The organism is Streptomyces sp. NPDC018026, from assembly GCF_044327745.1.
Classification (GTDB): domain Bacteria; phylum Actinomycetota; class Actinomycetes; order Streptomycetales; family Streptomycetaceae; genus Streptomyces; species Streptomyces rubrogriseus.
The window spans coordinates 460,114-482,595 of record NZ_JBIRFY010000002.1; the positions used below are offsets into that span (position 1 = coordinate 460,114).

The window sequence follows — 22,482 nt, forward strand, 5'->3', positions numbered from 1 at the left end:
CGGCGCGGGAGCCGTTCGTGAAGTTCACTGTGAAGTCCGGCCTCGGACGGGGGACAAGTGGGACCTCCCGTGCCAAGCGGCCGGTCCGATGGATAGGGTCCCGAACTAATGGCAGCAGGACGACAGCGGCGCGCGGAGGCCGAGACGTTCACGGCCCGGTGGAAGAAGCAGTGGCACCGGGCCCGCGTCGGCGTGCGCCGAGCCGCCGTCGACTACTTCCGCGGCGACGGCTCGGACTGGATCGCGCTCGCCGGACTGCTGCTCACGATCCCCGTCATCGCGGCCACCACGATGGCCAACTCCGTGTGGTGCTCGCCCTCCGCGCTGGTCATCCCGATCGTCGCGGGCGGCCTGCTGCTGCGCCCGGCGAGCCTGCTCGGCCTGTACGCCGCGGCGGCCACCGCGCTGATCGTGGAGTCGGTGCAGCTCGGCCCGTACACCGAGGGCCCCTCCCGGGTCACACCCGGCGTGGTCCTGGTGGTGGCGGCCTGCGGCTTCTTCGGGCTCCTCGTCGCCCAGTTCCGCAGCCGGGTCGGCGTGCCCTGGCGGCGCGGCGGCACCATGCTCTTCGACCTGCGCGAACGCATCCGCGTCCAGAGCAAGCTGCCCAAGCTGCCCAAGGGCTGGCACCGCGAGATGGCGCTGCGCCCGGCGGGCGGGCAGTCCTTCTCCGGCGACTTCGTCGTCGCGGCCCGCACCAACGGCGGCCGGACGCTGGAGGTCGTCCTCACCGACGTCTCCGGCAAGGGCATGGACGCCGCCTCGCGCGCGCTGCTGCTGTCGGGGGCCTTCGGCGGACTGCTGGGCAGCCTGCCCCCGCACGCCTTCCTGCCGGCCGCCAACGGCTACCTCCTCCGCCAGGACTGGGACGAGGGCTTCGCCACCTCCATCCACCTCGTCCTGGACCTCGACTCCGGCGACTACGAGCTGTACTCCGCCGGGCACCCGCCGGGCCTCCAGCTCAGCGCGGGCACCGGCCGCTGGGAGGAGAAGTCCGCCGACGGACCGCTGCTCGGCGTGTACGACGGTGCGCAGTTCGACCAGGTGAAGGGCTCGCTGCGGCCCGGGGACGTACTGATGCTGTTCACCGACGGACTGGTGGAGACCTCCGACCGGGACATCGCCGAGGGCATCGACCGCCTCACCGGCGAGGCCGACCGCTATGTCGCGGGCGGCTTCCACGGCGCGGCCTGGCACCTGATCGAGGCCGTGGCCAAGGACGTCAACGACGACCGGGCGCTGCTGCTGATCTGCCGGGAGGGCCCGACGGCCCAGTCCGCACCGGCCACGGACTGAGGCCCGCGCCGGCCACGGACCGAGGCCTGCGCCGCATACTGGGCCCCATGCCCCACGACTCCGGACCGCCCGCCCCGCCGCTCACCCTGGCCGAGGTCGAGGCCACGGCCCGCGCCGCCCACGCCGGACAGACCGACAAGGCGGGCCGGCCGTACGCCGAACACCTGAGGGCCGTCGCCGAGGGCGTGCGGCGGCGCGGTGGCGACGACGAGCAGGTCGCGGCCGCCTGGCTGCACGACGCCGTGGAGGACGACGCGCTGACCGAGGGATGGCTGGACGCGGCGCCGCTGAGCCGTCGTACCAAGGACATCGTCCTGGCCCTCACCAAGCGGGCGGGGGAGCCGCCCGAGGCGTACGTCGCGCGGATCCTGGCCACCCCCGGCGCGCGGCTGGTCAAGGAGGCGGACCTGGCGCACAACGCCGACCCCGCGAGGCTGGCCGTCCTCGACGGGGCCACCCGCACACGACTGACCGAGAAGTACACGCGGATGCGCGCACTTCTCGGTCAGGGGTGACCCACCGGTTCTAGACGGAGACCTTCTCGCCGCCGGCGTCCGACGCGGCGGGCTCGGCGGACGCCTCGCGTGCCCCGGTACCGGCCCGGTCCCGCTTCTCACGGTCCCGGGCGGCGTCCCCGGCGTCGTGTCTGAAGGCCCAGTCCATCCTCGGTTCGACCACGTACCGCAGGACCCGTTGGACGGGCTTGGTGCACAGCAGGGTGATGGCGGCGGCGCCGAGTACGGTGAGCCCGATCTCGCCGAGCGGCCGGTCCAGGAAGGGCTGCTGGAACCAGCCGGTGTAGTCGCCCTCCTTCACCAGGAAGCCGTGCAGCAGGTAGCCGTAGATCGTGCCGGCGCCGAGCGCGGTGAACCACATGCGCCGGCCGGGCACCCAGGCGAAGAAGCAGGCGGTGAGCACCACCGAGCAGCCGAAGAGCGCGAGGGTCAGAACCGGCCCGGACCACCAGGGGGCGCTCGTGTCCTGCACCGAGGCGTTGCGGTAGAACCAGCCGGTCTCCATGCGCGGCACCGACCACCAGGCGATCGCCAGCGCCGCCGCGACCACCGGCACGGACCAGATCCGCACCGAACGGCGCCGCACCAGCTGGAAGTGCTCGGGGCGCAGCAGCAGACCCAGTACGAAGCACGGCAGGAACTGCAGCACCCGCTGCATGTTCAGGTCGTTGCCGACGGTCGGCGTCACGGAGGCCAGCGCGGCGATGCCGAGGGCGATCGGGAGCGGCCAACGGAGCGTCTGCCACAGGGGGGTGGTCAGCCGCCACACGAACAGCGCGCACAGGAACCACAGGAGGTAGGTGGGGTCCAGCAGGCTGATGTCGTTGGCCGGGTCCTCGCTGACGCGGCGGTGCAGCGCGTAGGCGACCTCGAAGACGACGTAGGGGACGACGACACCCGTGATCAGCCGTTTGACGCGCTTGGGGCTCAGGTCGAAACTGCGCGAGAAGTAGCCGGAGATGACGATGAACGCCGGCATATGGAACGTGTACAGGACCCGGTAGAGGGTCTCCACGGTCCGGTTCCCGTCCAGGATCTGGCCCCAGGCGTGGCCCACGCCGACCAGGACGATCGCCAGGTACTTGGCGTTGTCGAAGAACGCGTCGCGCTGCCGGCTCGGGCGGGTGCGTGGGGACGGCGACTTCCGGTCGCCGTCGGATCGCAGCGAGCTAGTCATGCAACCACCCGCCGAAAATCCGGCGAGTAGTCACAGGACCTCGCTGCTCTGATGGGGGACGAGGCAGCGTAGAACATCTGAGGCACCCTAGCGTTCGCCGTCGTATTCCGTAAAACGCTCGACGTCATTCCTGCATTTCGGGTCTTGGGCACGGTGTGAGTACGGTGCGAGTACCCCGTATTTCGGGAACTCGGCCTGCCCGGACGGGTGACGGCCCCCGCGCGGGAGCGCCCTGTTTGTCCTGACACATCATGACTGAACAGCGCACTTACGGGCTTCACGGGTGATCCTGTGATGTCCCTGTGATTCCCCTGTGATCACCCTGTGGTGATGCTGCCGGCGCACTCGCCGATGTGTCCACCGCGACAATTCGAAATACCTGCGAACGCGTTGTGTGGGCACGGAAACGAAACGACTCGAATTCCCCGCAGGTATGGATCGTCGAAATCATGTGCGGGCGGCGACGGCGGGCCGCGCCCGCGTGCGCGGGGGAGCGTGCCGCTCACGGAACCGGCCGGACGATGTGTCACCTGCCGCATGACAGGGCCCGGTTGGTGGCACGATGGTTCTGGCGGGGGTGTTGCGGTGCCACACCTCCGGGCGGGAGTGCGGACCGACCGAGGGTGTGATCAGTTGTGGCCATTTCACTGTCAGTGGTGCTGCTCTTGGGGATCATCCTGGTGGTGCTGCTGCGGGGAGGGTCGATCAAGGCGGGGCCGGCGGTCGTCGCGGTCCTCTTCGGCTTCTTCCTCGCCTCGACCGGCATGGCCGACGACATCCAACGCTTCCTGGACTCGATAGCGGACACGATCAACTCGATCCAGTTCTAGCCCCGCCGCCGCCAGGCCCCGTGCGGTCCGGGCCCCCGGGACCGCACAAAGGCCCCGGGGGCCCGCCCGGAGGCCTCCGGGAACCGCACAAAGGCCTCCGGCCCGATCCCTGCGGGACCGGGCCGGAGGCCTCTCGGAGCGGGCGACGGGAATCGAACCCGCGTAGCCAGTTTGGAAGACTGGGGCTCTACCATTGAGCTACGCCCGCACAGCACGCGCCGCAGGTCGGTGACCGCGGCACTGCACGCATCGTAGCGGGTCGTGCCCCCTCACCGCACACCCCTTCCGGTCCGCGCCGGACCTTCACGGACGCTCGGGAAACCCTGAGGTCCCCGGTGGCCGGCGGCATGTACCCTACGTGTCGCACCAGACGGGGTGTGGCGCAGCTTGGTAGCGCGTCCGCTTTGGGAGCGGAAGGCCGTGGGTTCAAATCCCGCCACCCCGACCATCGACCCATCGACCGACCTCCGAGTGATCGCCGAGTGATCGCCTTTTGGGCCGTGTAGTCGCTGCCGTTACTATGCAAGCTGCACGCCCGTGTGTCTCAGTGTCTGAAGTCTCCGGGCGGCGTAATTTGCCGGACACTCTCTGGTTCCGGCAGAACCCAAGAAGTCAGCCACCAAGGAGACCGAACCGTGAAGAGCGCCGTGGAGACCCTGAACCCGACCCGGGTTCGGCTCACTGTCGAGGTGCCCTTCGAGGAGCTCAAGGACAGCCTCGACGCGGCGTACAAGAAGATCAACCAGCAGGTCACGGTGAAGGGCTTCCGCAAGGGCAAGATCCCGGCCCGGGTCATCGACCAGCGGTTCGGCCGCGGTGCGGTTCTGGAGGAGGCGGTCAACGACGCGCTTCCCAAGTTCTACACCGACGCGGTCAACGAGGCCGAGCTGAACCCGCTCGGCCAGCCCGAGGTCGACATCACGGAGCTGAAGGACGGCGAGACGCTGAACTTCACCGCCGAGGTCGACATCCGCCCCTCCATCGAGATCCCGGACTACTCCGGCATCGAGGTCGAGGTCGACGCCGTCGAGGTCAGCGACGAGGACGTCGAGAAGTCGGTGGAGCAGCTGCGCGAGCGCTTCGCCTCGACCTCCCCGGTCGAGCGCGCCGCCGCGGACGGCGACGTGCTCACCCTCGACCTGCAGGCCAAGGTCGACGGCGAGGTCCTCGAGGACGGCGTCGCCGACGGTGTGTCCTACACCATCGGCTCCGGCGAGCTGCTGGACGGCATCGACGACGCCGTGAAGGGCCTGGAGGCCGGTGGCGAGGCCACCTTCACCTCCGAGCTCAAGGGCGGCTCGGCGGCCGGCAAGGAGGCCGAGGTCACCGTCAAGGTCTCCCAGGTCGCCGCGCGCGAGCTGCCCGAGCTGGACGACGACTTCGCGCAGCTCGCGTCGGAGTTCGACACGCTTGAGGAGCTGCAGGCCGACAGCCGCAAGCGCCTCGCCAACATGAAGCAGTACGACCAGGCCACGCAGGCCCAGGAGCGCGTCCTGGACAAGCTGCTCGAGCTGGTCGAGGTCCCGGTCCCCGAGAAGCTCCTCGAGGACGAGATCAACACCCGCAAGCACAACCTCGAGCACCACCAGCTCGGCCAGATGGGCCTCGACCTGGAGAAGTACCTCGAGCTGCAGGGCAAGACCGCCGAGGAGTTCGAGACCGAGACCCGCGAGGCCGCGGTCAAGGGCATCAAGACCCAGTTCGTCCTCGACGAGCTGGTCAAGCAGGAGAAGCTCAACGTCAGCCAGGAAGAGCTGACCGAGCACCTCATGCGCCGTGCCGCCTCCTCCGGCATGTCCCCCGACCAGTTCGCCCAGGCCGTCGTCGAGCAGGGCCAGGTCCCGCTCCTCGTCGGCGAGGTCGCCCGCGGCAAGGCCCTGGCCGCCGTGGTCGAGAAGGCCACGGTCAAGGACACCAACGGCGAGATCGTCGACCTGGACGACGAGGAGGACGAGGAGACGGAGGCCGCCGAGGCCGCCGCCACCGAGCCCGCCGACGCCGAGAAGGCCGACGACAAGGCCGAGGAGAAGACCGAGGGCTGATCCCCTCGCGCCGTCCCCGACGGATGTGAAACGGGCCCCGGACGTTCCGACGCCGGGGCCCTTTCACTTACGGCTGGACAGCGCCGCAAGGGGCGCGGGGAACTGCGCGACCAGCCACCCACGGACCCGCACCCGGCAATGAACAGGCACCGTCACGGCGCTACGCCCGAGGCGAACACCCGCAGAACCGGGATGGCACCGGAGGGTCACCGCGTTAGGGTCCATGAATACGAGGGCAGGGGAGTCCCGGAAAGCGGCTCCAGCCCCGCAGGGAAACGTGAGACGGCCCGGCGCCGTCGTAAGACGAGCAGGTGGATACGTGACGAATCTGATGCCCTCAGCCGCCGGCGAGCCCTCCATCGGTGGCGGCCTCGGCGACCAGGTCTACAACCGACTGCTCGGCGAGCGGATCATCTTCCTCGGCCAGCCGGTCGACGACGACATTGCGAACAAGATCACCGCACAGCTGCTGCTCCTCGCGTCCGACCCGGACAAGGACATCTTCCTGTACATCAACAGCCCGGGCGGTTCGATCACGGCCGGCATGGCGATCTACGACACCATGCAGTACATCAAGAACGACGTGGTGACGATCGCGATGGGTCTCGCGGCCTCCATGGGACAGTTCCTGCTCAGCGCGGGCACCCCCGGCAAGCGCTTCGCGCTGCCGAACGCCGAGATCCTGATCCACCAGCCCTCCGCCGGCCTGGCCGGTTCGGCCTCGGACATCAAGATCCACGCCGAGCGGCTGCTGCACACCAAGCGGCGCATGGCCGAGCTGACCTCCCAGCACACCGGCCAGACGATCGAGCAGATCACCCGCGACTCGGACCGCGACCGCTGGTTCGACGCCTTCGAGGCCAAGGAGTACGGCCTCATCGACGACGTCATCGCCACGGCCGCCGGCATGCCGGGCGGCGGCGGCACGGGCGCCTGAGCCATCCTCCGCCCCGAGCCGACCGCCTCAGCCCCTTTACAGGAGACACTGTGAACGACTTCCCCGGCAGCGGCCTGTACGACCGCATGAACGCCACACAGGACATGCGCGCCGCTTCCCAGGGCCGCTACACCGGCCCCCAGGCCGAGTCCCGCTACGTCATCCCGCGCTTCGTCGAGCGCACCTCGCAGGGCGTGCGCGAGTACGACCCGTACGCGAAGCTCTTCGAAGAGCGCGTGATCTTCCTCGGGGTCCAGATCGACGACGCCTCCGCCAACGACGTCATGGCGCAGCTGCTGTGCCTGGAGTCGATGGACCCCGACCGGGACATCTCGGTCTACATCAACAGCCCCGGCGGCTCCTTCACCGCGCTCACGGCCATCTACGACACGATGCAGTACGTGAAGCCGGACATCCAGACGGTCTGCATGGGCCAGGCCGCCTCCGCCGCCGCCGTCCTGCTCGCGGCCGGCACCCCGGGCAAGCGCATGGCGCTGCCGAACGCCCGCGTCCTGATCCACCAGCCGTACAGCGAGACCGGCCGCGGTCAGGTCTCCGACCTGGAGATCGCCGCCAACGAGATCCTCCGGATGCGCTCGCAGCTGGAGGAGATGCTGGCCAAGCACTCCACCACGCCGGTCGAGAAGATCCGCGAGGACATCGAGCGCGACAAGATCCTCACGGCCGAGGACGCGCTGAGCTACGGCCTGATCGACCAGATCATCACCACCCGGAAGATGGACAACTCCTCTCTCCGCTAGGCGGGAGGCTGTATCGTCTGCCGCTCCTTGGCACGGTTTGACGCGATTCACGTCAAAGCGAACCGTGCCAAGGGGGGCCCGGACGAGGGGCCCGGCAAGGTACCGTCGGACATAAGGCAGCACCAGGAGTCCGCCCGCCGTCGACGTGACGTCGACGTACGGGAGTCTCCCAGGCGAAGGGGAAGCACACCGTGGCACGCATCGGTGACGGCGGCGATCTGCTCAAGTGCTCGTTCTGCGGGAAGAGCCAGAAGCAGGTCAAGAAGCTCATCGCAGGGCCCGGTGTGTACATCTGCGACGAGTGCATCGACCTCTGCAACGAGATCATCGAGGAAGAGCTGGCCGAGACCAGCGAGGTGCGCTGGGAGGAGCTTCCCAAGCCGCGCGAGATCTACGAGTTCCTCGAGAGCTACGTGGTCGGCCAGGAAGCGGCCAAGAAGGCCCTCTCCGTCGCGGTGTACAACCACTACAAGCGGGTCCAGGCCGGCGAGAACGGCGGCGCCCAAGGCCGCGAGGACGCCATCGAGTTGGCGAAGTCCAACATCCTCCTGCTGGGCCCCACGGGCTCCGGCAAGACCCTCCTCGCCCAGACCCTCGCCCGCATGCTGAACGTCCCCTTCGCGATCGCCGACGCCACGGCGCTCACCGAGGCGGGGTACGTCGGCGAGGACGTCGAGAACATCCTGCTGAAGCTGATCCAGGCCGCGGACTACGACGTCAAGAAGGCCGAGACCGGGATCATCTACATCGACGAGATCGACAAGGTCGCGCGGAAGAGTGAAAACCCGTCCATCACACGCGACGTGTCGGGCGAGGGCGTTCAGCAGGCCCTGCTGAAGATCCTGGAGGGCACCACGGCCTCCGTGCCGCCGCAGGGCGGCCGCAAGCACCCGCACCAGGAGTTCATCCAGATCGACACGACGAACGTGCTGTTCATCGTGGGCGGCGCCTTCGCGGGCCTGGAGAAGATCATCGAGGGCCGGGCCGGCGCCAAGGGCATCGGCTTCGGCGCGCAGATCCGCTCCAAGCGGGAGATCGAGTCCAAGGACCAGTTCGAGCAGGTCATGCCGGAGGACCTGGTCAAGTTCGGCATGATCCCCGAGTTCATCGGCCGACTGCCCGTCATCACCTCCGTCCACAACCTCGACCGCGAGGCGCTCCTCCAGATCCTGGTCGAGCCGCGCAACGCCCTCGTCAAGCAGTACGAGCGCCTCTTCGAACTCGACGGCGTGGAGCTGGACTTCGAGCGCGAGGCCCTGGAGGCCATCGCCGACCAGGCCATCCTCCGCCAGACCGGCGCCCGCGGCCTGCGCGCCATCATGGAGGAAGTCCTCCAGGGCGTGATGTACGAGGTCCCCTCCCGCAAGGACGTCGCCCGCGTCGTCATCACCGCCGACGTGGTCCTCTCCAACGTCAACCCCACGCTGATCCCCCGCGATTCGCGGGGCCGCGGCCCGGGCGAGCAGAAGACGGCGTAGCCGGTCACGCGCCACGCACCACGCGCAACGCACGCGGGAGGGGCCCGGTCGAATTCGACCGGGCCCCTCCCGCGTTGCCGTTGGACGCGCGCGTCAGGCCTTGACGCGGACCTCCTCGCGCAGCTTCGACGTGATGTCGATCGCCTTCTGCTTGCCGACCCCGGTACCGGCGTTGTCGCCGGGGGAGACCATGGCGATCGTGCTGTAGTCGGCCCAGGCGCAGAACCAGTCGGTCGACTCCTTCTTGGTGAGCGCGTTGGTGGCCTTGGTCGACTGGCACTTGGCGACCGTGCCGTCGATCTCGACCTCCTCGGGCTCGCCGACCAGCTCGGCGTTCTGCATGCCGCCGGTGTCGCTGGTGGAGCTGTCCTTGACTTCCTTCTGGATGTTGGCGAAGAACTTGTCCAGGGTCGCCTGGGGGTCGTCGATCTTGCCGTAACCGCCCACCATCGTGAAGCCCTTGGCGGTCAGCAGCTCCGACTTGTCGGGCAGCGTGGACGGGTCCTGGGGGTCGTAGCCGCTGAGGTCGGCGGTCGACCACTGCCCGATCACGGCGGTGCCGTCCTTGACGCCGCTCTTCTCCATGTCCTTGGCGGTGTCGGAGTCACCGCTCTCCTGGCCCTGGACCTTCGTGTACTCGCCGAGTGCCTTCTCCGGCGTCGCCAGCTTGTGCGCGCCGTCGTCCTCCAGGCCGCCCGCGCCACCGCCCCCGCCGATCACGAAGTAGGCGCCCACGCCGATCGCCGCCACGACGGCGACCGCGCCGATGATCAGGCCGGCCTTCTTCTTGCCGCCACCGCCCGGAGCCGGGGGCTGGGGCATGCCGTAGGGCTGCTGACCGTAGGGCGGCTGCTGACCGTAAGGGGGCTGCTGGCCGTAGCCGGGCTGCTGGCCGTACGGGGGAGTCTGCGGCGGGACGCCGCCCTGCTGGGGCTGCTGCGGGTAGCCGTAGCCCGGCTGCTGCGGCGGAGGCGTCTGCTGGGGGTAGCCGTAGCCGGGCTGCGGGGCCTGCGGCGGCTGCTGACCGTACGGTCCCGGCTGGCCGTACGGTCCGGGCTGCTGGGGCTGCCCGCCGTACGGGCCCGGCTGGTTGTGACTCATTTCTGGGTTCCCCCTCGGATGCTTTACGTGGTTCTGACATCCTGACTCAAGCCTGGCGTGCGCAGGTCACCGGGGGCCGCACCGTTACAGAAGAAACGCGTTTCGGGACAGGGCCGTGACGCCCGTAAACTGACCCACGTGACCGAGAACTCTCAGCAGCCGCAGCCCGCACCCAGCACCGAACTGCCGACCCAGTACACGCCGGCCGAGGTAGAGGGGCAGCTGTACGAGCGCTGGGTGGAACGGGGTTACTTCGAGGCCGACGCGAAGAGCGACAAGCCGCCGTACACCGTCGTCATCCCGCCGCCGAACGTCACGGGCAGCCTGCACCTCGGGCACGCCTTCGAGCACACGCTCATCGACGCCCTGACCCGCCGCAAGCGCATGCAGGGCTACGAGACGCTGTGGCAGCCCGGCATGGACCACGCCGGCATCGCCACCCAGAACGTCGTCGAGCGGGAGCTGGCCAAGGAGGGCAAGTCCCGGCACGACCTCGGCCGGGAGGCCTTCGTCGAGCGCGTCTGGCAGTGGAAGAGCGAGTCCGGCGGGCAGATTTCCGGCCAGATGCGCCGCCTCGGCGACGCCGTCGCCTGGTCCCGCGAGCGCTTCACGATGGACGAGGGCCTCTCCCAGGCCGTCCAGACCATCTTCAAGCGGCTCTACGACGACGAGCTGATCTACCGCGCCGAGCGCATCATCAACTGGTGCCCGCGCTGCCTGACCGCGATCTCCGACATCGAGGTCGAGTACCAGGACGACGACGGCGAACTGGTCTCCATGAAGTACGGGGACGGCGACGAGACCATCGTCGTCGCCACCACCCGCGCGGAGACGATGCTCGGCGACACCGCCGTCGCCGTCCACCCCGAGGACGAGCGCTACAAGCACCTGGTCGGCAAGCTCATCAAGCTGCCGCTGACCGACCGCTCCATCCCGGTCGTCGCCGACGAGCACGTCGACCCCGAGTTCGGCACCGGCGCCGTCAAGGTGACGCCCGCCCACGACCCGAACGACTTCGAGATCGGCCAGCGGCACGGTCTGCCGTCCATCACCGTGATGGACGAGCACGCCGTCATCACCGCCCACGGCCCCTTCCAGGGCCAGGACCGGCTCGAGGCCCGCTCCGCCATCGTCGCCGCGCTGCGCGCCGAGGGCCGGATCGTCGCCGAGAAGCGGCCCTACGTCCACTCCGTCGGCCACTGCTCGCGCTGCAAGACCACCATCGAGCCGCGCCTGTCCATGCAGTGGTGGGTCAAGGTCGGCCCGCTGGCCAAGGCCGCCGGTGACGCGGTCCGCGACGGCCGGGTCAAGATCCACCCGCAGGAGATGGAGAAGCGGTACTTCGACTGGGTCGACAACCTCCACGACTGGACGATCTCGCGCCAGCTGTGGTGGGGCCATCGCATTCCCGTCTGGTACGGCCCCGAGGGCGAGGTCGTCTGCGTCGGCCCCGGCGAGGAGCCACCCAGCGGCGAGGGCTGGTACCAGGACTCCGACGTCCTGGACACCTGGTTCTCCTCCGGCCTGTGGCCGTTCTCCACGCTCGGCTGGCCCGAGCAGACCGAGTCGCTCGCGAAGTTCTACCCGAACTCGGTCCTGGTCACCGGCTACGACATCCTCTTCTTCTGGGTCGCCCGGATGATGATGTTCGGCCTCTACGCGATGGACGGCACCCCGCCGTTCCACACCATCGCCCTGCACGGCATGGTCCGTGACCAGAACGGCAAGAAGATGTCCAAGTCCTTCGGGAACGTGGTGAACCCGCTGGACTGGATGGACAAGTACGGCTCCGACGCCCTGCGCTTCACCCTCGCGCGCGGCGCCAACCCGGGCGTCGACGTGCCGATCGGCGAGGACTGGGTCCAGGGCTCCCGGAACTTCGCCAACAAGATCTGGAACGCCACCCGCTTCGCGCTGATGAACGGCGCGACGGTCGAGGGCCCGCTGCCGGACGCGTCGAGGATGTCCTCGACCGACCGCTGGATCCTCTCCCGCCTTAACTCGGTCGTCGCCGAGGTCGACGCGTACTACGAGGACTACCAGTTCGCGAAGCTCTCCGACGCCCTGTTCCACTTCGCCTGGGACGAGGTCTTCGACTGGTACGTCGAGCTGTCCAAGACCACCTTCCAGGCGGGCGGCGAGGCGGCCGAGGTCTCCAAGCGGGTCCTGGGCGAGGTCCTGGACGTGACGCTGCGTCTCCTCCACCCGATCGTGCCCTTCGTCACCGAGACGCTGTGGACGACGCTGACGGGTGGCGAGTCGGTCGTCATCGCCGAGTGGCCGTCGGCTGTGTTCGTTCCTGGGGCTGACGCCCCGGGCGGTTTCCGGGACGCGGAGGCCGAGCGGGAGATCGAGACCGTCCAGTCCGTCATCACGGAGGTCCGCCGCTTCCGCGCCGACCAGGGGCTCCAGCCCGGCCAGCGGGTCCCGGCCCGGCTGACCCTCGCGGGCAGCGCGCTCGCGGCCCACGAGGCGGCCGTCCGGCAGCTGCTGCGGCTCCAGCCGGAGGGTGACGGTTTCGCCGCGACGGCGACGCTGCCGGTCGCGGGGGTCGAGGTCGCCCTCGACCTCTCCGGTGTCATCGACTTCGCCGCCGAGCGCAAGCGGCTGGCGAAGGACCTCGCCGCGGCGGAGAAGGAGAAGGCCCAGGCGAACGCCAAGCTCGGCAACGAGGCGTTCCTCGCCAAGGCGCCGGACCACGTGGTGGACAAGATCCGCGGCCGCCTGACCAAGGCGGACGAGGACATCACCCGCATCACCGCCCAGCTGGAAAAGCTGCCGAAGGCGTAGCCGCCGTACGTCGACGAAGGCTCCCGGCGCCGTATCGGCACCGGGAGCCTTCGCACGCTCAGGGGCGCGGGGAACTGCGCGACCAGCCACGACGGCGCTGCACTCGCCCGGGTCCCAAGTCGCCCCCTCCGTTGGCGCCCCGCAGGGCATCGCGCAGCCCGGCGCTCACGGGGTGCCGCCGCGCCCACCCGTGCCGCCTCGCGACTGCCCGCGGTCACGGGGGGCGGGGTACGTAGACTGGTCCCCGTGAGCGACATCCCCGGCCAGAACGACCAGCCAGACCCCTCCGACCCCCTCGACTCCTTCGACGAGATCATCGACGCGGAGACCACCCGCGACCCCGACCTCGCCGTCATCGAGGCCGGCAGCCGCACCCTGCGCACCCAGGGCGGCCCCCCGCAGGCCGACGTCCCCGGGCGCCCGGAGGACCCCGAGGTGGACGCGGCCCTGCGCGCCGTCGAGACGGAGCTGGCGACCCGCTGGGGCGAGACCAAGCTGGAGCCGTCCGTCAGCAGGATCGCCGCGCTGATGGACGTACTGGGCGAGCCGCAGCGCTCGTACCCCTCCATCCACATCACCGGGACCAACGGCAAGACCTCCACAGCCCGCATGATCGAGGCCCTGCTCGGCGCCTTCGAGCTGCGCACCGGGCGGTACACCTCGCCGCACGTGCAGTCGATCACCGAGCGGATCGGCCTGGACGGGGCGCCGATCTCCGCCGAGCGGTTCGTCGAGACCTACGACGACGTCAAGCCGTACGTCGAGATGGTCGACGCGCAGCAGGAGTACCGGCTGTCCTTCTTCGAGGTGCTGACCGGCATGGCGTACGCCGCCTTCGCCGACGCGCCCGTGGACGTGGCCGTCGTCGAGGTCGGGATGGGCGGCTCCTGGGACGCCACCAACGTCATCGACGGGGACGTCGCCGTCGTCACCCCCATCGACCTGGACCACACCGACCGGCTCGGCGGGACGCCCGGCGAGATCGCGGTCGAGAAGGCCGGGATCATCAAGCAGGACGCCACCGTCATCCTGGCCCAGCAGCCGGTGGACGCGGCGCAGGTGATGCTGAAGAAGGCCGTCGACGTCAACGCCACCGTGGCCCGCGAGGGACTGGAGTTCGGCGTCGTCGCCCGGGAGGTCGCCGTCGGCGGGCAGCTGGTCACCCTGCGCGGACTCGGCGGCGAGTACACCGAGGTCTACCTGCCGCTGCACGGCGCCCACCAGGCGCACAACGCGGCGGTCGCGCTGGCCGCCGTCGAGGCGTTCTTCGGCGTCGGCGCGCAGCGCCCCGAGCCGCTGGACGTCGACACCGTGCGCAAGGCCTTCGCCTCCGTCGCCTCGCCGGGGCGGATGGAGGTGGTGCGGCGTTCGCCGACCGTGGTCCTCGACGCCGCGCACAACCCGGCCGGCGCCCGGGTCACCGCCGAGGCGGTGGGGGAGGCCTTCCAGTTCAGCCGCCTCATCGGGGTGGTCGGCGCCAGCGCCGACAAGAACGTGCGGGGGCTCCTCGAAGCCTTCGAGCCGGTCTTCGCCGAGGTCGTCGTCACCCAGAACTCCAGCCACCGCGCGATGGACGCCGACGAGCTGGCCGCGATCGCCGTCGAGGTCTTCGGCGACGACCGCGTCCAGGTCGAGCCGCGGCTGCCGGACGCCCTGGAGGCCGCCATCACGCTGGCCGAGGAAGAGGGCGAGTTCGCGGGCGGCGGTGTGCTCGTCACCGGATCCGTCATCACCGTCGGCGAGGCCCGACTGCTCCTGAGGAGGGGCTGAGCAACCGTGCGTACGCTCTGTGCTTCGACGCTGATCGGCGAGTTCTTCGTGATCGGCTTCGCCGGACTGGTCGCCATGAAGGACCCGGACCTGTCGGTGGGGACGGTGTGGACGGTCAGCGGCATCGCGATGGTCCTCAGCGTGCTGCTGTGCGGGGTCATCACCCGGCCCGGCGGGGTCGCCCTCGGCTGGGCGCTGCAGGTCGCGCTGATCGCCTCGGGCTTCGTGGTGCCGACCATGTTCTTCCTCGGCGCGATCTTCGCCGCGCTGTGGTGGGCCTCCGTGCACTACGGACGGAAGATCGACGAGGCGAAGGCGCGGTTCGCAGCTCAAGCCGAGGCCTCCGCGCCCGACCCCGCCTGAGCGCGGGAGCGGCCGACGGGGCCGACCTTCGGGCGCGGTATGCCTGACGCTGCGTGACGGACGCCGCGACACGCCCGGTAACCTCAGTCATCACCCGCACGACCGCACAACTCGAACATCTTCAAGGGAGCCCTCGTGACCCAGCGCAGCCTCGTCCTCCTCAAGCCCGACGCCGTCCGTCGTGGCCTGACCGGCGAGATCATCAGCCGCATCGAGCGCAAGGCCGGCTGGCAGATCACCGCGCTGGAACTGCGCACCCTGGACGCCGAGACGCTGGAGCAGCACTACGGCGAGCACAAGGGCAAGCCGTTCTACGAGCCGCTGGTCGAGTTCATGGCGTCCGGGCCGGTCGTGGCGATGGTCGTCGAGGGCGAGCGGGTCATCGAGGGCGTGCGCGCACTGGCCGGTCCGACCGACCCGATCGCCGCCGCCCCGGGCTCCATCCGCGGGGACTACGGTGTGATCGTCCGGGAGAACCTGATCCACGCCTCCGACTCCGAGGAGTCCGCCGAGCGCGAGCTGAAGATCTTCTTCCCGGGCCGGGGCTGATCCGTCTGTTCCGATCCGTCTTCGGGACACGCCGGAGAGGCTTTTTTTCTGACACCGTGTCAGTCGAATGGACCGGGCGGAGCCGGGGCGGTCGCGTAAAAGCGACCGCCCTGTGGCATATGCGCGCCTGATCGGGGGAACGGATCCCACCGTTGGCCCGTCTCCACAAGCGAGGCGGTGCGCCATCTGCTGACAATGGCGAAGACCCTCGCGCAGTGTTCGCGAAAGCGCGTCTACGATGGAAGCCTCCACGCGTCACTGCACCCACTTCGCCTACCTGAAAAGCCCTCAAAAGCTCCTGGGAAGGCCAGTCGAATCCTGATGGGGAACTCAATGTCGTTCATCGGCCGTGACATGGCTGTCGACCTCGGGACCGCCAACACGCTGGTGTACGTCAGGGGTCGCGGGATCGTACTCAACGAGCCGTCCGTCGTCGCGATCAACACCAACACCGGTGGCATCCTCGCGGTCGGCGCCGAAGCGAAGAAGATGATCGGGCGCACGCCCGGCAACATCGTTGCCGTGCGCCCGCTGAAGGACGGCGTCATCGCCGACTTCGAGATCACCGAGCGGATGCTCCGCTACTTCATCCTGAAGATCCACAAGCGGCGGTATCTGGCTCGGCCGCGGGTCGTCGTCTGTGTGCCCTCGGGCATCACCGGCGTCGAGCGCCGCGCCGTCATCGAGGCGTCGTCCCAGGCCGGCGCCCGCCAGGTGCACATCATCGAGGAGCCCATGGCCGCGGCCATCGGATCCGGCCTGCCGGTCCACGAGGCCACGGGCAACATGGTGGTGGACATCGGCGGCGGCACGACGGAGGTCGCGGTCATCTCGCTCGGCGGCATCGTCACCGCCCAGTCCATCCGTGTCGCGGGTGACGAGCTGGACAACGCGATCATCCAGCACGTGAAGAAGGAGTACAGCCTTCTGCTGGGTGAGCGCACGGCCGAACAGATCAAGATCACGATCGGTTCGGCGTACGACCTCGACTCCGACGAGCACACCGAAATCCGCGGCCGGGACCTCGTCTCCGGGCTGCCCAAGACCGTCGTCATCTCCGCCGCCGAAGTGCGCAAGGCGATCGAGGAGCCGGTCAACGCCATCGTCGACGCCGTCAAGACCACCCTCGACAAGTGTCCGCCGGAGCTGTCCGGCGACATCATGGACCGGGGCATCGTCCTGACCGGCGGCGGCGCGCTGCTGCGCGGGCTCGACGAAAGGCTGCGCCGGGAGACCGGGATGCCGATCCACATCGCCGAGGACCCGCTGGACAGCGTGGCGCTCGGCAGCGGCAAGTGCGTCGAGGAGTTCGAGGCGCTCCAGCAGGTGCTGGACGCCTCGCCCCGCAGATGACGTAACACTTCGGTTCCGCCGTACGAGACGATCTCCTCTCGTGCGGCGGATCGTTGATATAGAGGGTTGCGGTACCGGATGCGCGTGAAGTGCCCGACGTACCGAATCAGCTCAATTCCTGAACACCGCCACGTACATTCCGAGATTCCCGAATTCCGACGAGGAAGGCACGGCCGCCGCACGTGAGGGACACGAAAGAGAGCCGGCTGCTCCTGGTGCTGCTGATCGCCATCGCGTTCGCACTGATCACGGTGGACATCCGCGGCGGGGAGGACTCACCGGTCGACGGTGCCCGGCAGGCCGCGGCCAACGTCTTCGGTCCGATCGAGAACGGGGTCTCCTCCGCGGTCGACCCGGTCGGCAACGCGGTCTCCGCGATCCGCGACTCCGGCGACCGGCACGACCGGCTCGCGCGGCTGGAGACGGAGAACGCCGCCCTCAAGGCCAAGCTCGGCAGCGACGAGCGCGGCCGCAGCCGGCTGAAGCAGTTCGACAAGATGCTCGGGCTGGCCGGCGCCGGGCAGTACGGCATCAAGGGCGCCCAGGTCATCGCCATAGGAGCGGCCCAGGGCTTCTCCTGGACCATCACCATCGACGCCGGTGCCGACGACGGCGTCAAGCGCGACATGACCGTCCTCAACGGCGACGGCCTCGTCGGCCGTGTGACCACCGTCGGCCCGGGCACCGCCACCGTGCTGCTCGCCAACGACCCGGACTTCACCGTCGGCACCCGGATGGAGTCCGGCGACGAACTCGGCTTCGCCTCCGGCCAGGGCAGCCGCCCCCTGCGCGTCGAACTCCTCAACGGCAAGGCCGACGTCAAGAAGGGCGACCGCCTCGTCACCTTCGGCTCCCAGGCCGACAAGCCCTTCGTGCCGGGCGTGCCCGTCGGCACCATCACCCGCGTCGACCCCAACGGCGGCGACCTGACCCGCATCCTCGACGTCACGCCGTTCGTCAGCTTCACCAAGCTCGACATCGTCGGCGTCGTCGTCCAGGCCCCGGCCAAGGACCCGCGCGACACGGTGCTCCCGGAGAAGAAGCAGCCGAAGCCCACGCCGACCGTGACGGTCACCGTCACCCCCGGGGCCGACCCCGAGGGCCAGGCCCAGAACGACGAGGCCGGGCAGAACGACGAGGCCGTGCCCAACGACGCGACCGGCCAGAACGACGCGACCGGCCAGAACGACCAGACAGAGCAGCAGAACGAGCAGCCCGAGCCGTAGGAGCCTTCACCCCATGCGCGTCAACCGGATCCTGCTGTCCGTCGCCCTCGTCGTCGTCGCCCTGGTGGTCCAGGTGAGCGTCCTCGCCCGCCTCCACCTGCCCGGCGCCGTCCCCGACCTGCTGCTGCTCACCGTCCTCGGCCTCGCCCTGGTCTACGGCCACGTCGGCGGCGCCCTCGTCGGCTTCGGCGCCGGACTCCTCGCCGACCTCGCCCCGCCCGCCGACCACGCCGCCGGGCGCTACGCCCTGGTGCTCTGCGTCATCGGCTACCTCGCCGGACTCGCCAGACCGGACAACGGACGGCTCCGCTCGGCCACCGGCCCCATGGTCGTCGTGGTCGCCGCAGCCGTCGGCACCACCCTGCTCTACGCCGGCGTCGGCGCCCTCGTCGGCGACACCGCCGCCCGCCACGTCGGCCTGCCCAGCCTGCTGTTCACGGCCGCCCTGTACGACCTGCTGCTCGCGCCCTTCGTCGTCCCCGGCATCATGGCGCTCGCCCGCCGCGCCGAACACGACCCGCTGGCCGACACCAACTCCGCCGCCCAGAGCCCCGACATCTCCTCCGGCTGGCTCTCCTCGGGCACCGGCCTGCGCATCGGCAGACAGCGCAACGCGCTGCGGGTGAAGACGGCCCGGGCCCGCGTGGCCCGCGCCGGACGCATCAAGGGGGTCAAGCGGCTGTGACGACGCGGCAGCACACCAGTACCTGCTTCTTCAGGGGGAGGCACCAGCAGTGACCAATCCCCACCCGTCGCCCACCACCACCCTCGACCGGATGGGCTGCGCCCATGACTAACATTCCGGAGACCGGCCGCAGCACCCGCGTCCAGACCCGGCTCGTCGTCATCCAGATCCTCGTCCTCTCCCTCCTCGCCACCCTCGGCGGCCGCCTCTGGTACCTCCAGATCCGCCAGGGCGACGAGTACGCCGCCGAGGCCTCCGGCAACCACGTCCAGCAGGTCGTCCAGCCCGCCACCCGCGGCTCGATCCTGGACGCCCGCGGCGTCGCCCTCGCCGACAACGAGACCCGCCTCGTCGTCTCCGCCTCCCGCACCGACCTGCTGAAGATGAGGGACGACGGCAAGGCGGTCCTCACCAAGCTCGCCGGTGTCCTCGGCATGAAGCCCCAGGACGTCATCGACAAGGTCCGGCTCTGCGACGCCGAGACCCCGCAGCCCTGCTGGAACGGCTCGCCCTACCAGCCGATCCCCGTCACCGACGAGGCCACCGTCAAGCAGGCCCTGCAGATCCGCGAACGCGCCGAGGACTTCCCCGGCATCACCGCCGAGCCCATGGCCGTACGCCGCTACGCCGCCCCCGGCAAGTCCAACACCGCCCAGGTCCTCGGCTACCTCTCGCCGGTCACCGACGAGGAGCTGCAGAAGGCCCAGGACACCGACTCGCCCTACCTGCGCTCCGACCAGGTCGGCCGCTCCGGCCTGGAACGCCAGTACGACAAGGCGCTGCGCGGCAAGGCCGGTGTCACCCGCTACGAGGTCGACAACCTCGGCCGCGTCATCGGCGAGGCCGAGTCCGACCCGGGCACCCCCGGCGCCAACCTCGTCACCAGCATCGACGCCCGCGTCCAGCGGGTCGCCGAGTACGAGCTGAACGAGGCGATGAAGGCCGCCCGCAAGGAGATGGACCGCAACACCAACCGGCTCTACGAGGCCGACGCCGGCGCGGTCGTGGTGATGGAGGCCAAGACCGGCCGCGTCGTCGCCATGGCCTCCAACCCCGACTACGACCCCAACGCCTGGGTCGGCGGCATCTCCGCCAAGGACTACAAGAAGCTCACCGGCAAGGAGTCCAACTACCCGCTGCTCAACCGCGCCACCCAGGGCCAGGCGGCACCCGGCTCCATCTTCAAGGTCGTCTCCTCGGCCGGCGCGGTCGAGGCCGGCTACGACTTCGACGGCAACTACGACTGCTCCAGCGCCTACAACGTCGGCGGCCAGGTCTTCAAGAACTTCGAGTCGGCCAACGAAGGCATGATCAGCATCGGCCGCGCCCTGGAACTCTCCTGCGACACCGTCTTCTACCGCCTGGCCCACCAGGAGTGGAAGAAGGACGGCGGGATGAACCCCAAGAACCCCAACGACTACTTCTACAAGGCCGCCCACCAGTTCGGCCTCGGCGCCAAGACCGGCATCGACCTCCCCAACGAGGTCACCGGCCGCGTCCCCGACCGCCAGTGGAAGCAGGACTACTGGGAGGCCAACAAGGACGCCTGGTGCAAGTCCGGCAAGAAGGACGGCTCCTACGTCGAGAAGATCGCGTACGAGAACTGCCACAGCGGCAACAAGATGCGCGCCGGTGACTCCATCAACTACTCCATCGGCCAGGGCGACACCCTCGTCACCCCCATCCAGATGGCCACCATCTACGCGGCCATCTCCAACGGCGGCACCATGTACGACCCGAGCATCGGCAAGGCGATCGTCAGCCCCGACGGCAAGAGCGTCCGCGAGATCGAGCCCACGGCCCACGGCAAGCTGCCCATAAGCAAGACCACGCTGGCCAAGATGGACGAGGCCCTCGCCGGCGTCGCCAGCCGCGGCACCGCCGCCTGGCGGTTCGCCCAGGTCGGCTGGCCGCAGGACAAGATCCCGATGCACGCCAAGACCGGTACCGCCGAGGTCTACGGCAAGCAGACCACGTCCTGGTTCGCGACGTACACCAAGGACTACTCGATCGTCATGACGATCTCCCAGGGCGGCACCGGCTCCGGCGCCTCGGGACCCGCCGTCCGCAACATCTACGACGCGCTCTACGGCGTCTCCGACGACGGCGACATCGACCCGAAGAAGGCACTGCTGCCCAAGCCGCAGGCGAGCCTCCCGAAGATCAAGACGGACGGCACCATCCTCTCCCCGAAGCTGCCGAAGGACGTCGTCAAGGAACTCCAGCCCGACGAGAAGGCATCTCCGGACGAGGAGTACGCCCCCGTCGAGGAGGGCGGCCAGCCCGCGACCACCCCCAACCAGAACGGGGAGAACCGCGACACCCGCCGCCACCGACGGCGCGGCGGCGCACGCGGCGCCGGGCGCGGTGCCCGGCCGGGCGGCAGCGGAAGAAGCCGGAGGGCACGCGGATGACCGGCAACAGCTTCCATGTCTCCGGCTACGGCCCCGACAGGGGCGGCTGGAGCCGCCTCTTCGCCCGGGACTCCATGGCCCGGCGGCTCGACTGGCCGATACTGCTGGCCGCCGTAGGGCTGTCCCTGATGGGCTCGCTGCTCGTCTACTCCGCGACCCGCAACCGCACCGAACTCAACCAGGGCGACCAGTACTACTTCCTCACCCGGCACCTCCTGAACACCGGCATCGGCCTCGCCCTGATGGTCGCCACCGTCTGGCTCGGCCACCGCGCGCTGCGCACCGCCGTACCGCTCCTGTACGGCTTCTCGGTGTTCCTGATCCTGCTGGTGCTCACCCCGCTCGGCTCGACCATCAACGGCGCCCACTCCTGGATCAAGCTCCCCGGCGGCTTCTCCCTGCAGCCCTCGGAGTTCGTGAAGATCACGATCATCCTGGGCATGGCGATGCTGCTGGCCGCGCGGGTCGACGCGGGGGACCGGCCGCACCCCGACCACCGCACCGTGCTCCAGGCCCTCGGCCTGGCCGTCGTGCCGATGCTGATCGTGATGCTCATGCCCGACCTCGGGTCGGTCATGGTGATGGTCATGATCGTGCTCGGCGTCCTGCTCGCCTCCGGCGCCAGCAACCGCTGGATCTTCGGGCTGCTCGGCGCCGGCACCGCCGGGGCGCTCGCCGTCTGGCAGCTCGGCATCCTGGACGACTACCAGATCGCCCGCTTCGCCGCCTTCGCCAACCCCGCCCTCGACCCCGCGGGCGTCGGCTACAACACCAACCAGGCCCGCATCGCCATCGGCTCCGGCGGACTCACCGGCTCCGGCCTCTTCGAGGGCTCCCAGACCACCGGCCGCTTCGTCCCCGAGCAGCAGACCGACTTCGTCTTCACCGTCGCCGGCGAGGAACTGGGCTTCCTCGGCGCCGGGCTCATCATCGTCCTGCTCGGCGTGGTCCTCTGGCGCGCCTGCCGCATCGCCCGCAGCACCCCCGACCTGTACGGCACGGTGGTCGCCGCCGGGATCGTCGCGTGGTTCGCCTTCCAGACCTTCGAGAACGTCGGCATGACCCTCGGCATCATGCCGGTCACCGGCCTGCCCCTGCCCTTCGTCTCCTACGGCGGCTCCTCCATGTTCGCCGTGTGGATAGCGGTCGGCCTGCTCCAGTCGATCACCGTGCAGAGACCGATGTCGGCGTAGAC

General features: G+C 69.6%; 18 protein-coding genes and 2 tRNA genes. 17 read left to right on the top strand and 3 right to left on the bottom strand.

Going from position 1 to position 22,482, the window contains the following annotated elements; genetic code table 11:
- Nucleotides 1-108: 108 nt before the first annotated feature.
- The gene (locus ACH4D3_RS07710; protein WP_003976175.1) at nt 109-1,296 is read left to right on the top strand and encodes a PP2C family protein-serine/threonine phosphatase; all 1,188 of its coding nucleotides are present in this window, start codon (nt 109-111) and stop codon (nt 1,294-1,296) included.
- Nucleotides 1,297-1,343: 47 nt separating this feature from the next.
- On the top strand, nt 1,344-1,811 hold the full coding sequence (locus ACH4D3_RS07715; RefSeq protein WP_398317696.1) for an HD domain-containing protein: 468 nt from the start codon (nt 1,344-1,346) through the stop codon (nt 1,809-1,811).
- 10 nt (nt 1,812-1,821) lie between these two features.
- On the opposite strand, the gene ACH4D3_RS07720 is transcribed toward ACH4D3_RS07715, so the two are convergent.
- Complete coding sequence (locus ACH4D3_RS07720; RefSeq protein ID WP_398317699.1) at nt 1,822-2,988, bottom strand: acyltransferase family protein; 1,167 nt, start codon at nt 2,986-2,988, stop codon at nt 1,822-1,824.
- A gap of 635 nt (nt 2,989-3,623) precedes the next feature.
- On the opposite strand from ACH4D3_RS07720, the gene ACH4D3_RS07725 reads away from it, so the two are divergent.
- Nucleotides 3,624-3,818, top strand: a complete 195-nt coding sequence (locus ACH4D3_RS07725; protein ID WP_003976178.1) for a hypothetical protein — start codon at nt 3,624-3,626, stop codon at nt 3,816-3,818.
- 137 nt (nt 3,819-3,955) lie between these two features.
- On the opposite strand, the gene ACH4D3_RS07730 is transcribed toward ACH4D3_RS07725, so the two are convergent.
- Nucleotides 3,956-4,026, bottom strand: a tRNA-Gly gene (locus tag ACH4D3_RS07730).
- A gap of 163 nt (nt 4,027-4,189) precedes the next feature.
- Between ACH4D3_RS07730 and ACH4D3_RS07735 the strand changes: the two genes are divergently transcribed.
- The 5 genes from ACH4D3_RS07735 to clpX all read left to right on the top strand — a co-directional run bounded on the left by ACH4D3_RS07735 (nt 4,190) and on the right by clpX (nt 9,036).
- Nucleotides 4,190-4,266: transfer RNA gene (locus ACH4D3_RS07735), tRNA-Pro, on the top strand.
- Between the two features lie 187 nt (nt 4,267-4,453).
- Entirely contained in the window at nt 4,454-5,860 is a 1,407-nt protein-coding gene (gene tig, locus ACH4D3_RS07740) for a trigger factor (RefSeq protein WP_398317703.1), read from the top strand.
- Nucleotides 5,861-6,191: 331 nt separating this feature from the next.
- A complete protein-coding gene (locus ACH4D3_RS07745; protein WP_030186848.1) occupies nt 6,192-6,797 on the top strand; it encodes an ATP-dependent Clp protease proteolytic subunit in 606 nt (201 codons plus the stop codon).
- A gap of 50 nt (nt 6,798-6,847) precedes the next feature.
- The gene (locus ACH4D3_RS07750; RefSeq protein ID WP_385350073.1) at nt 6,848-7,558 is read left to right on the top strand and encodes an ATP-dependent Clp protease proteolytic subunit; all 711 of its coding nucleotides are present in this window, start codon (nt 6,848-6,850) and stop codon (nt 7,556-7,558) included.
- Between the two features lie 191 nt (nt 7,559-7,749).
- Nucleotides 7,750-9,036: an ATP-dependent Clp protease ATP-binding subunit ClpX gene (gene clpX, locus ACH4D3_RS07755; RefSeq protein WP_003976182.1), complete on the top strand. Its 1,287-nt coding sequence runs from the start codon at nt 7,750-7,752 to the stop codon at nt 9,034-9,036.
- Between the two features lie 93 nt (nt 9,037-9,129).
- Here clpX and ACH4D3_RS07760 read toward each other — a convergent pair whose 3' ends face one another.
- Nucleotides 9,130-10,137: a hypothetical protein gene (locus ACH4D3_RS07760; RefSeq protein WP_398317706.1), complete on the bottom strand. Its 1,008-nt coding sequence runs from the start codon at nt 10,135-10,137 to the stop codon at nt 9,130-9,132.
- Nucleotides 10,138-10,275: 138 nt separating this feature from the next.
- On the opposite strand from ACH4D3_RS07760, the gene ACH4D3_RS07765 reads away from it, so the two are divergent.
- The 9 genes from ACH4D3_RS07765 (at nt 10,276) to rodA (ending at nt 22,480) form a co-directional block, all read left to right on the top strand.
- Complete coding sequence (locus ACH4D3_RS07765) at nt 10,276-12,927, top strand: valine--tRNA ligase (protein ID WP_398317709.1); 2,652 nt, start codon at nt 10,276-10,278, stop codon at nt 12,925-12,927.
- A gap of 246 nt (nt 12,928-13,173) precedes the next feature.
- A complete protein-coding gene (locus tag ACH4D3_RS07770) occupies nt 13,174-14,697 on the top strand; it encodes a bifunctional folylpolyglutamate synthase/dihydrofolate synthase (RefSeq protein WP_398317712.1) in 1,524 nt (507 codons plus the stop codon).
- Between the two features lie 6 nt (nt 14,698-14,703).
- The gene (locus ACH4D3_RS07775) at nt 14,704-15,060 is read left to right on the top strand and encodes a DUF4233 domain-containing protein (protein ID WP_159329532.1); all 357 of its coding nucleotides are present in this window, start codon (nt 14,704-14,706) and stop codon (nt 15,058-15,060) included.
- A gap of 135 nt (nt 15,061-15,195) precedes the next feature.
- Nucleotides 15,196-15,609, top strand: a complete 414-nt coding sequence (ndk, locus tag ACH4D3_RS07780; RefSeq protein ID WP_398317715.1) for a nucleoside-diphosphate kinase — start codon at nt 15,196-15,198, stop codon at nt 15,607-15,609.
- A gap of 333 nt (nt 15,610-15,942) precedes the next feature.
- Entirely contained in the window at nt 15,943-16,962 is a 1,020-nt protein-coding gene (locus ACH4D3_RS07785) for a rod shape-determining protein (protein WP_007449816.1), read from the top strand.
- A 182-nt stretch (nt 16,963-17,144) separates the two neighbouring features.
- On the top strand, nt 17,145-18,188 hold the full coding sequence (gene mreC, locus ACH4D3_RS07790) for a rod shape-determining protein MreC (RefSeq protein WP_398317718.1): 1,044 nt from the start codon (nt 17,145-17,147) through the stop codon (nt 18,186-18,188).
- 13 nt (nt 18,189-18,201) lie between these two features.
- The gene (gene mreD, locus ACH4D3_RS07795; RefSeq protein WP_398317721.1) at nt 18,202-18,873 is read left to right on the top strand and encodes a rod shape-determining protein MreD; all 672 of its coding nucleotides are present in this window, start codon (nt 18,202-18,204) and stop codon (nt 18,871-18,873) included.
- A 104-nt stretch (nt 18,874-18,977) separates the two neighbouring features.
- Nucleotides 18,978-21,287: a penicillin-binding protein 2 gene (gene mrdA / locus ACH4D3_RS07800; protein WP_398317724.1), complete on the top strand. Its 2,310-nt coding sequence runs from the start codon at nt 18,978-18,980 to the stop codon at nt 21,285-21,287.
- On the top strand, nt 21,284-22,480 hold the full coding sequence (rodA, locus tag ACH4D3_RS07805) for a rod shape-determining protein RodA (protein ID WP_398317727.1): 1,197 nt from the start codon (nt 21,284-21,286) through the stop codon (nt 22,478-22,480). Before mrdA ends, rodA begins: the two co-directional genes overlap by 4 nt.
- Nucleotides 22,481-22,482: the final 2 nt, after the last annotated feature.

Excerpts from the sequence above, each read along its gene's own strand:
- ACH4D3_RS07710 (WP_003976175.1), top strand. The coding sequence starts at position 109 with ATGGCAGCAGGACGACAGCGGCGCGCGGAGGCCGAGACGTTCACGGCC.
- ACH4D3_RS07715 (WP_398317696.1), top strand. The coding sequence starts at position 1,344 with ATGCCCCACGACTCCGGACCGCCCGCCCCGCCGCTCACCCTGGCCGAG.
- ACH4D3_RS07720 (WP_398317699.1), bottom strand. The coding sequence starts at position 2,988 with ATGACTAGCTCGCTGCGATCCGACGGCGACCGGAAGTCGCCGTCCCCA.
- ACH4D3_RS07745 (WP_030186848.1), top strand. The coding sequence starts at position 6,192 with ATGCCCTCAGCCGCCGGCGAGCCCTCCATCGGTGGCGGCCTCGGCGAC.
- ACH4D3_RS07760 (WP_398317706.1), bottom strand. The coding sequence starts at position 10,137 with ATGAGTCACAACCAGCCGGGCCCGTACGGCGGGCAGCCCCAGCAGCCC.
- ACH4D3_RS07785 (WP_007449816.1), top strand. The coding sequence starts at position 15,943 with ATGTCGTTCATCGGCCGTGACATGGCTGTCGACCTCGGGACCGCCAAC.
- mreD (WP_398317721.1), top strand. The coding sequence starts at position 18,202 with ATGCGCGTCAACCGGATCCTGCTGTCCGTCGCCCTCGTCGTCGTCGCC.
- mrdA (WP_398317724.1), top strand. The coding sequence starts at position 18,978 with ATGACTAACATTCCGGAGACCGGCCGCAGCACCCGCGTCCAGACCCGG.
- rodA (WP_398317727.1), top strand. The coding sequence starts at position 21,284 with ATGACCGGCAACAGCTTCCATGTCTCCGGCTACGGCCCCGACAGGGGC.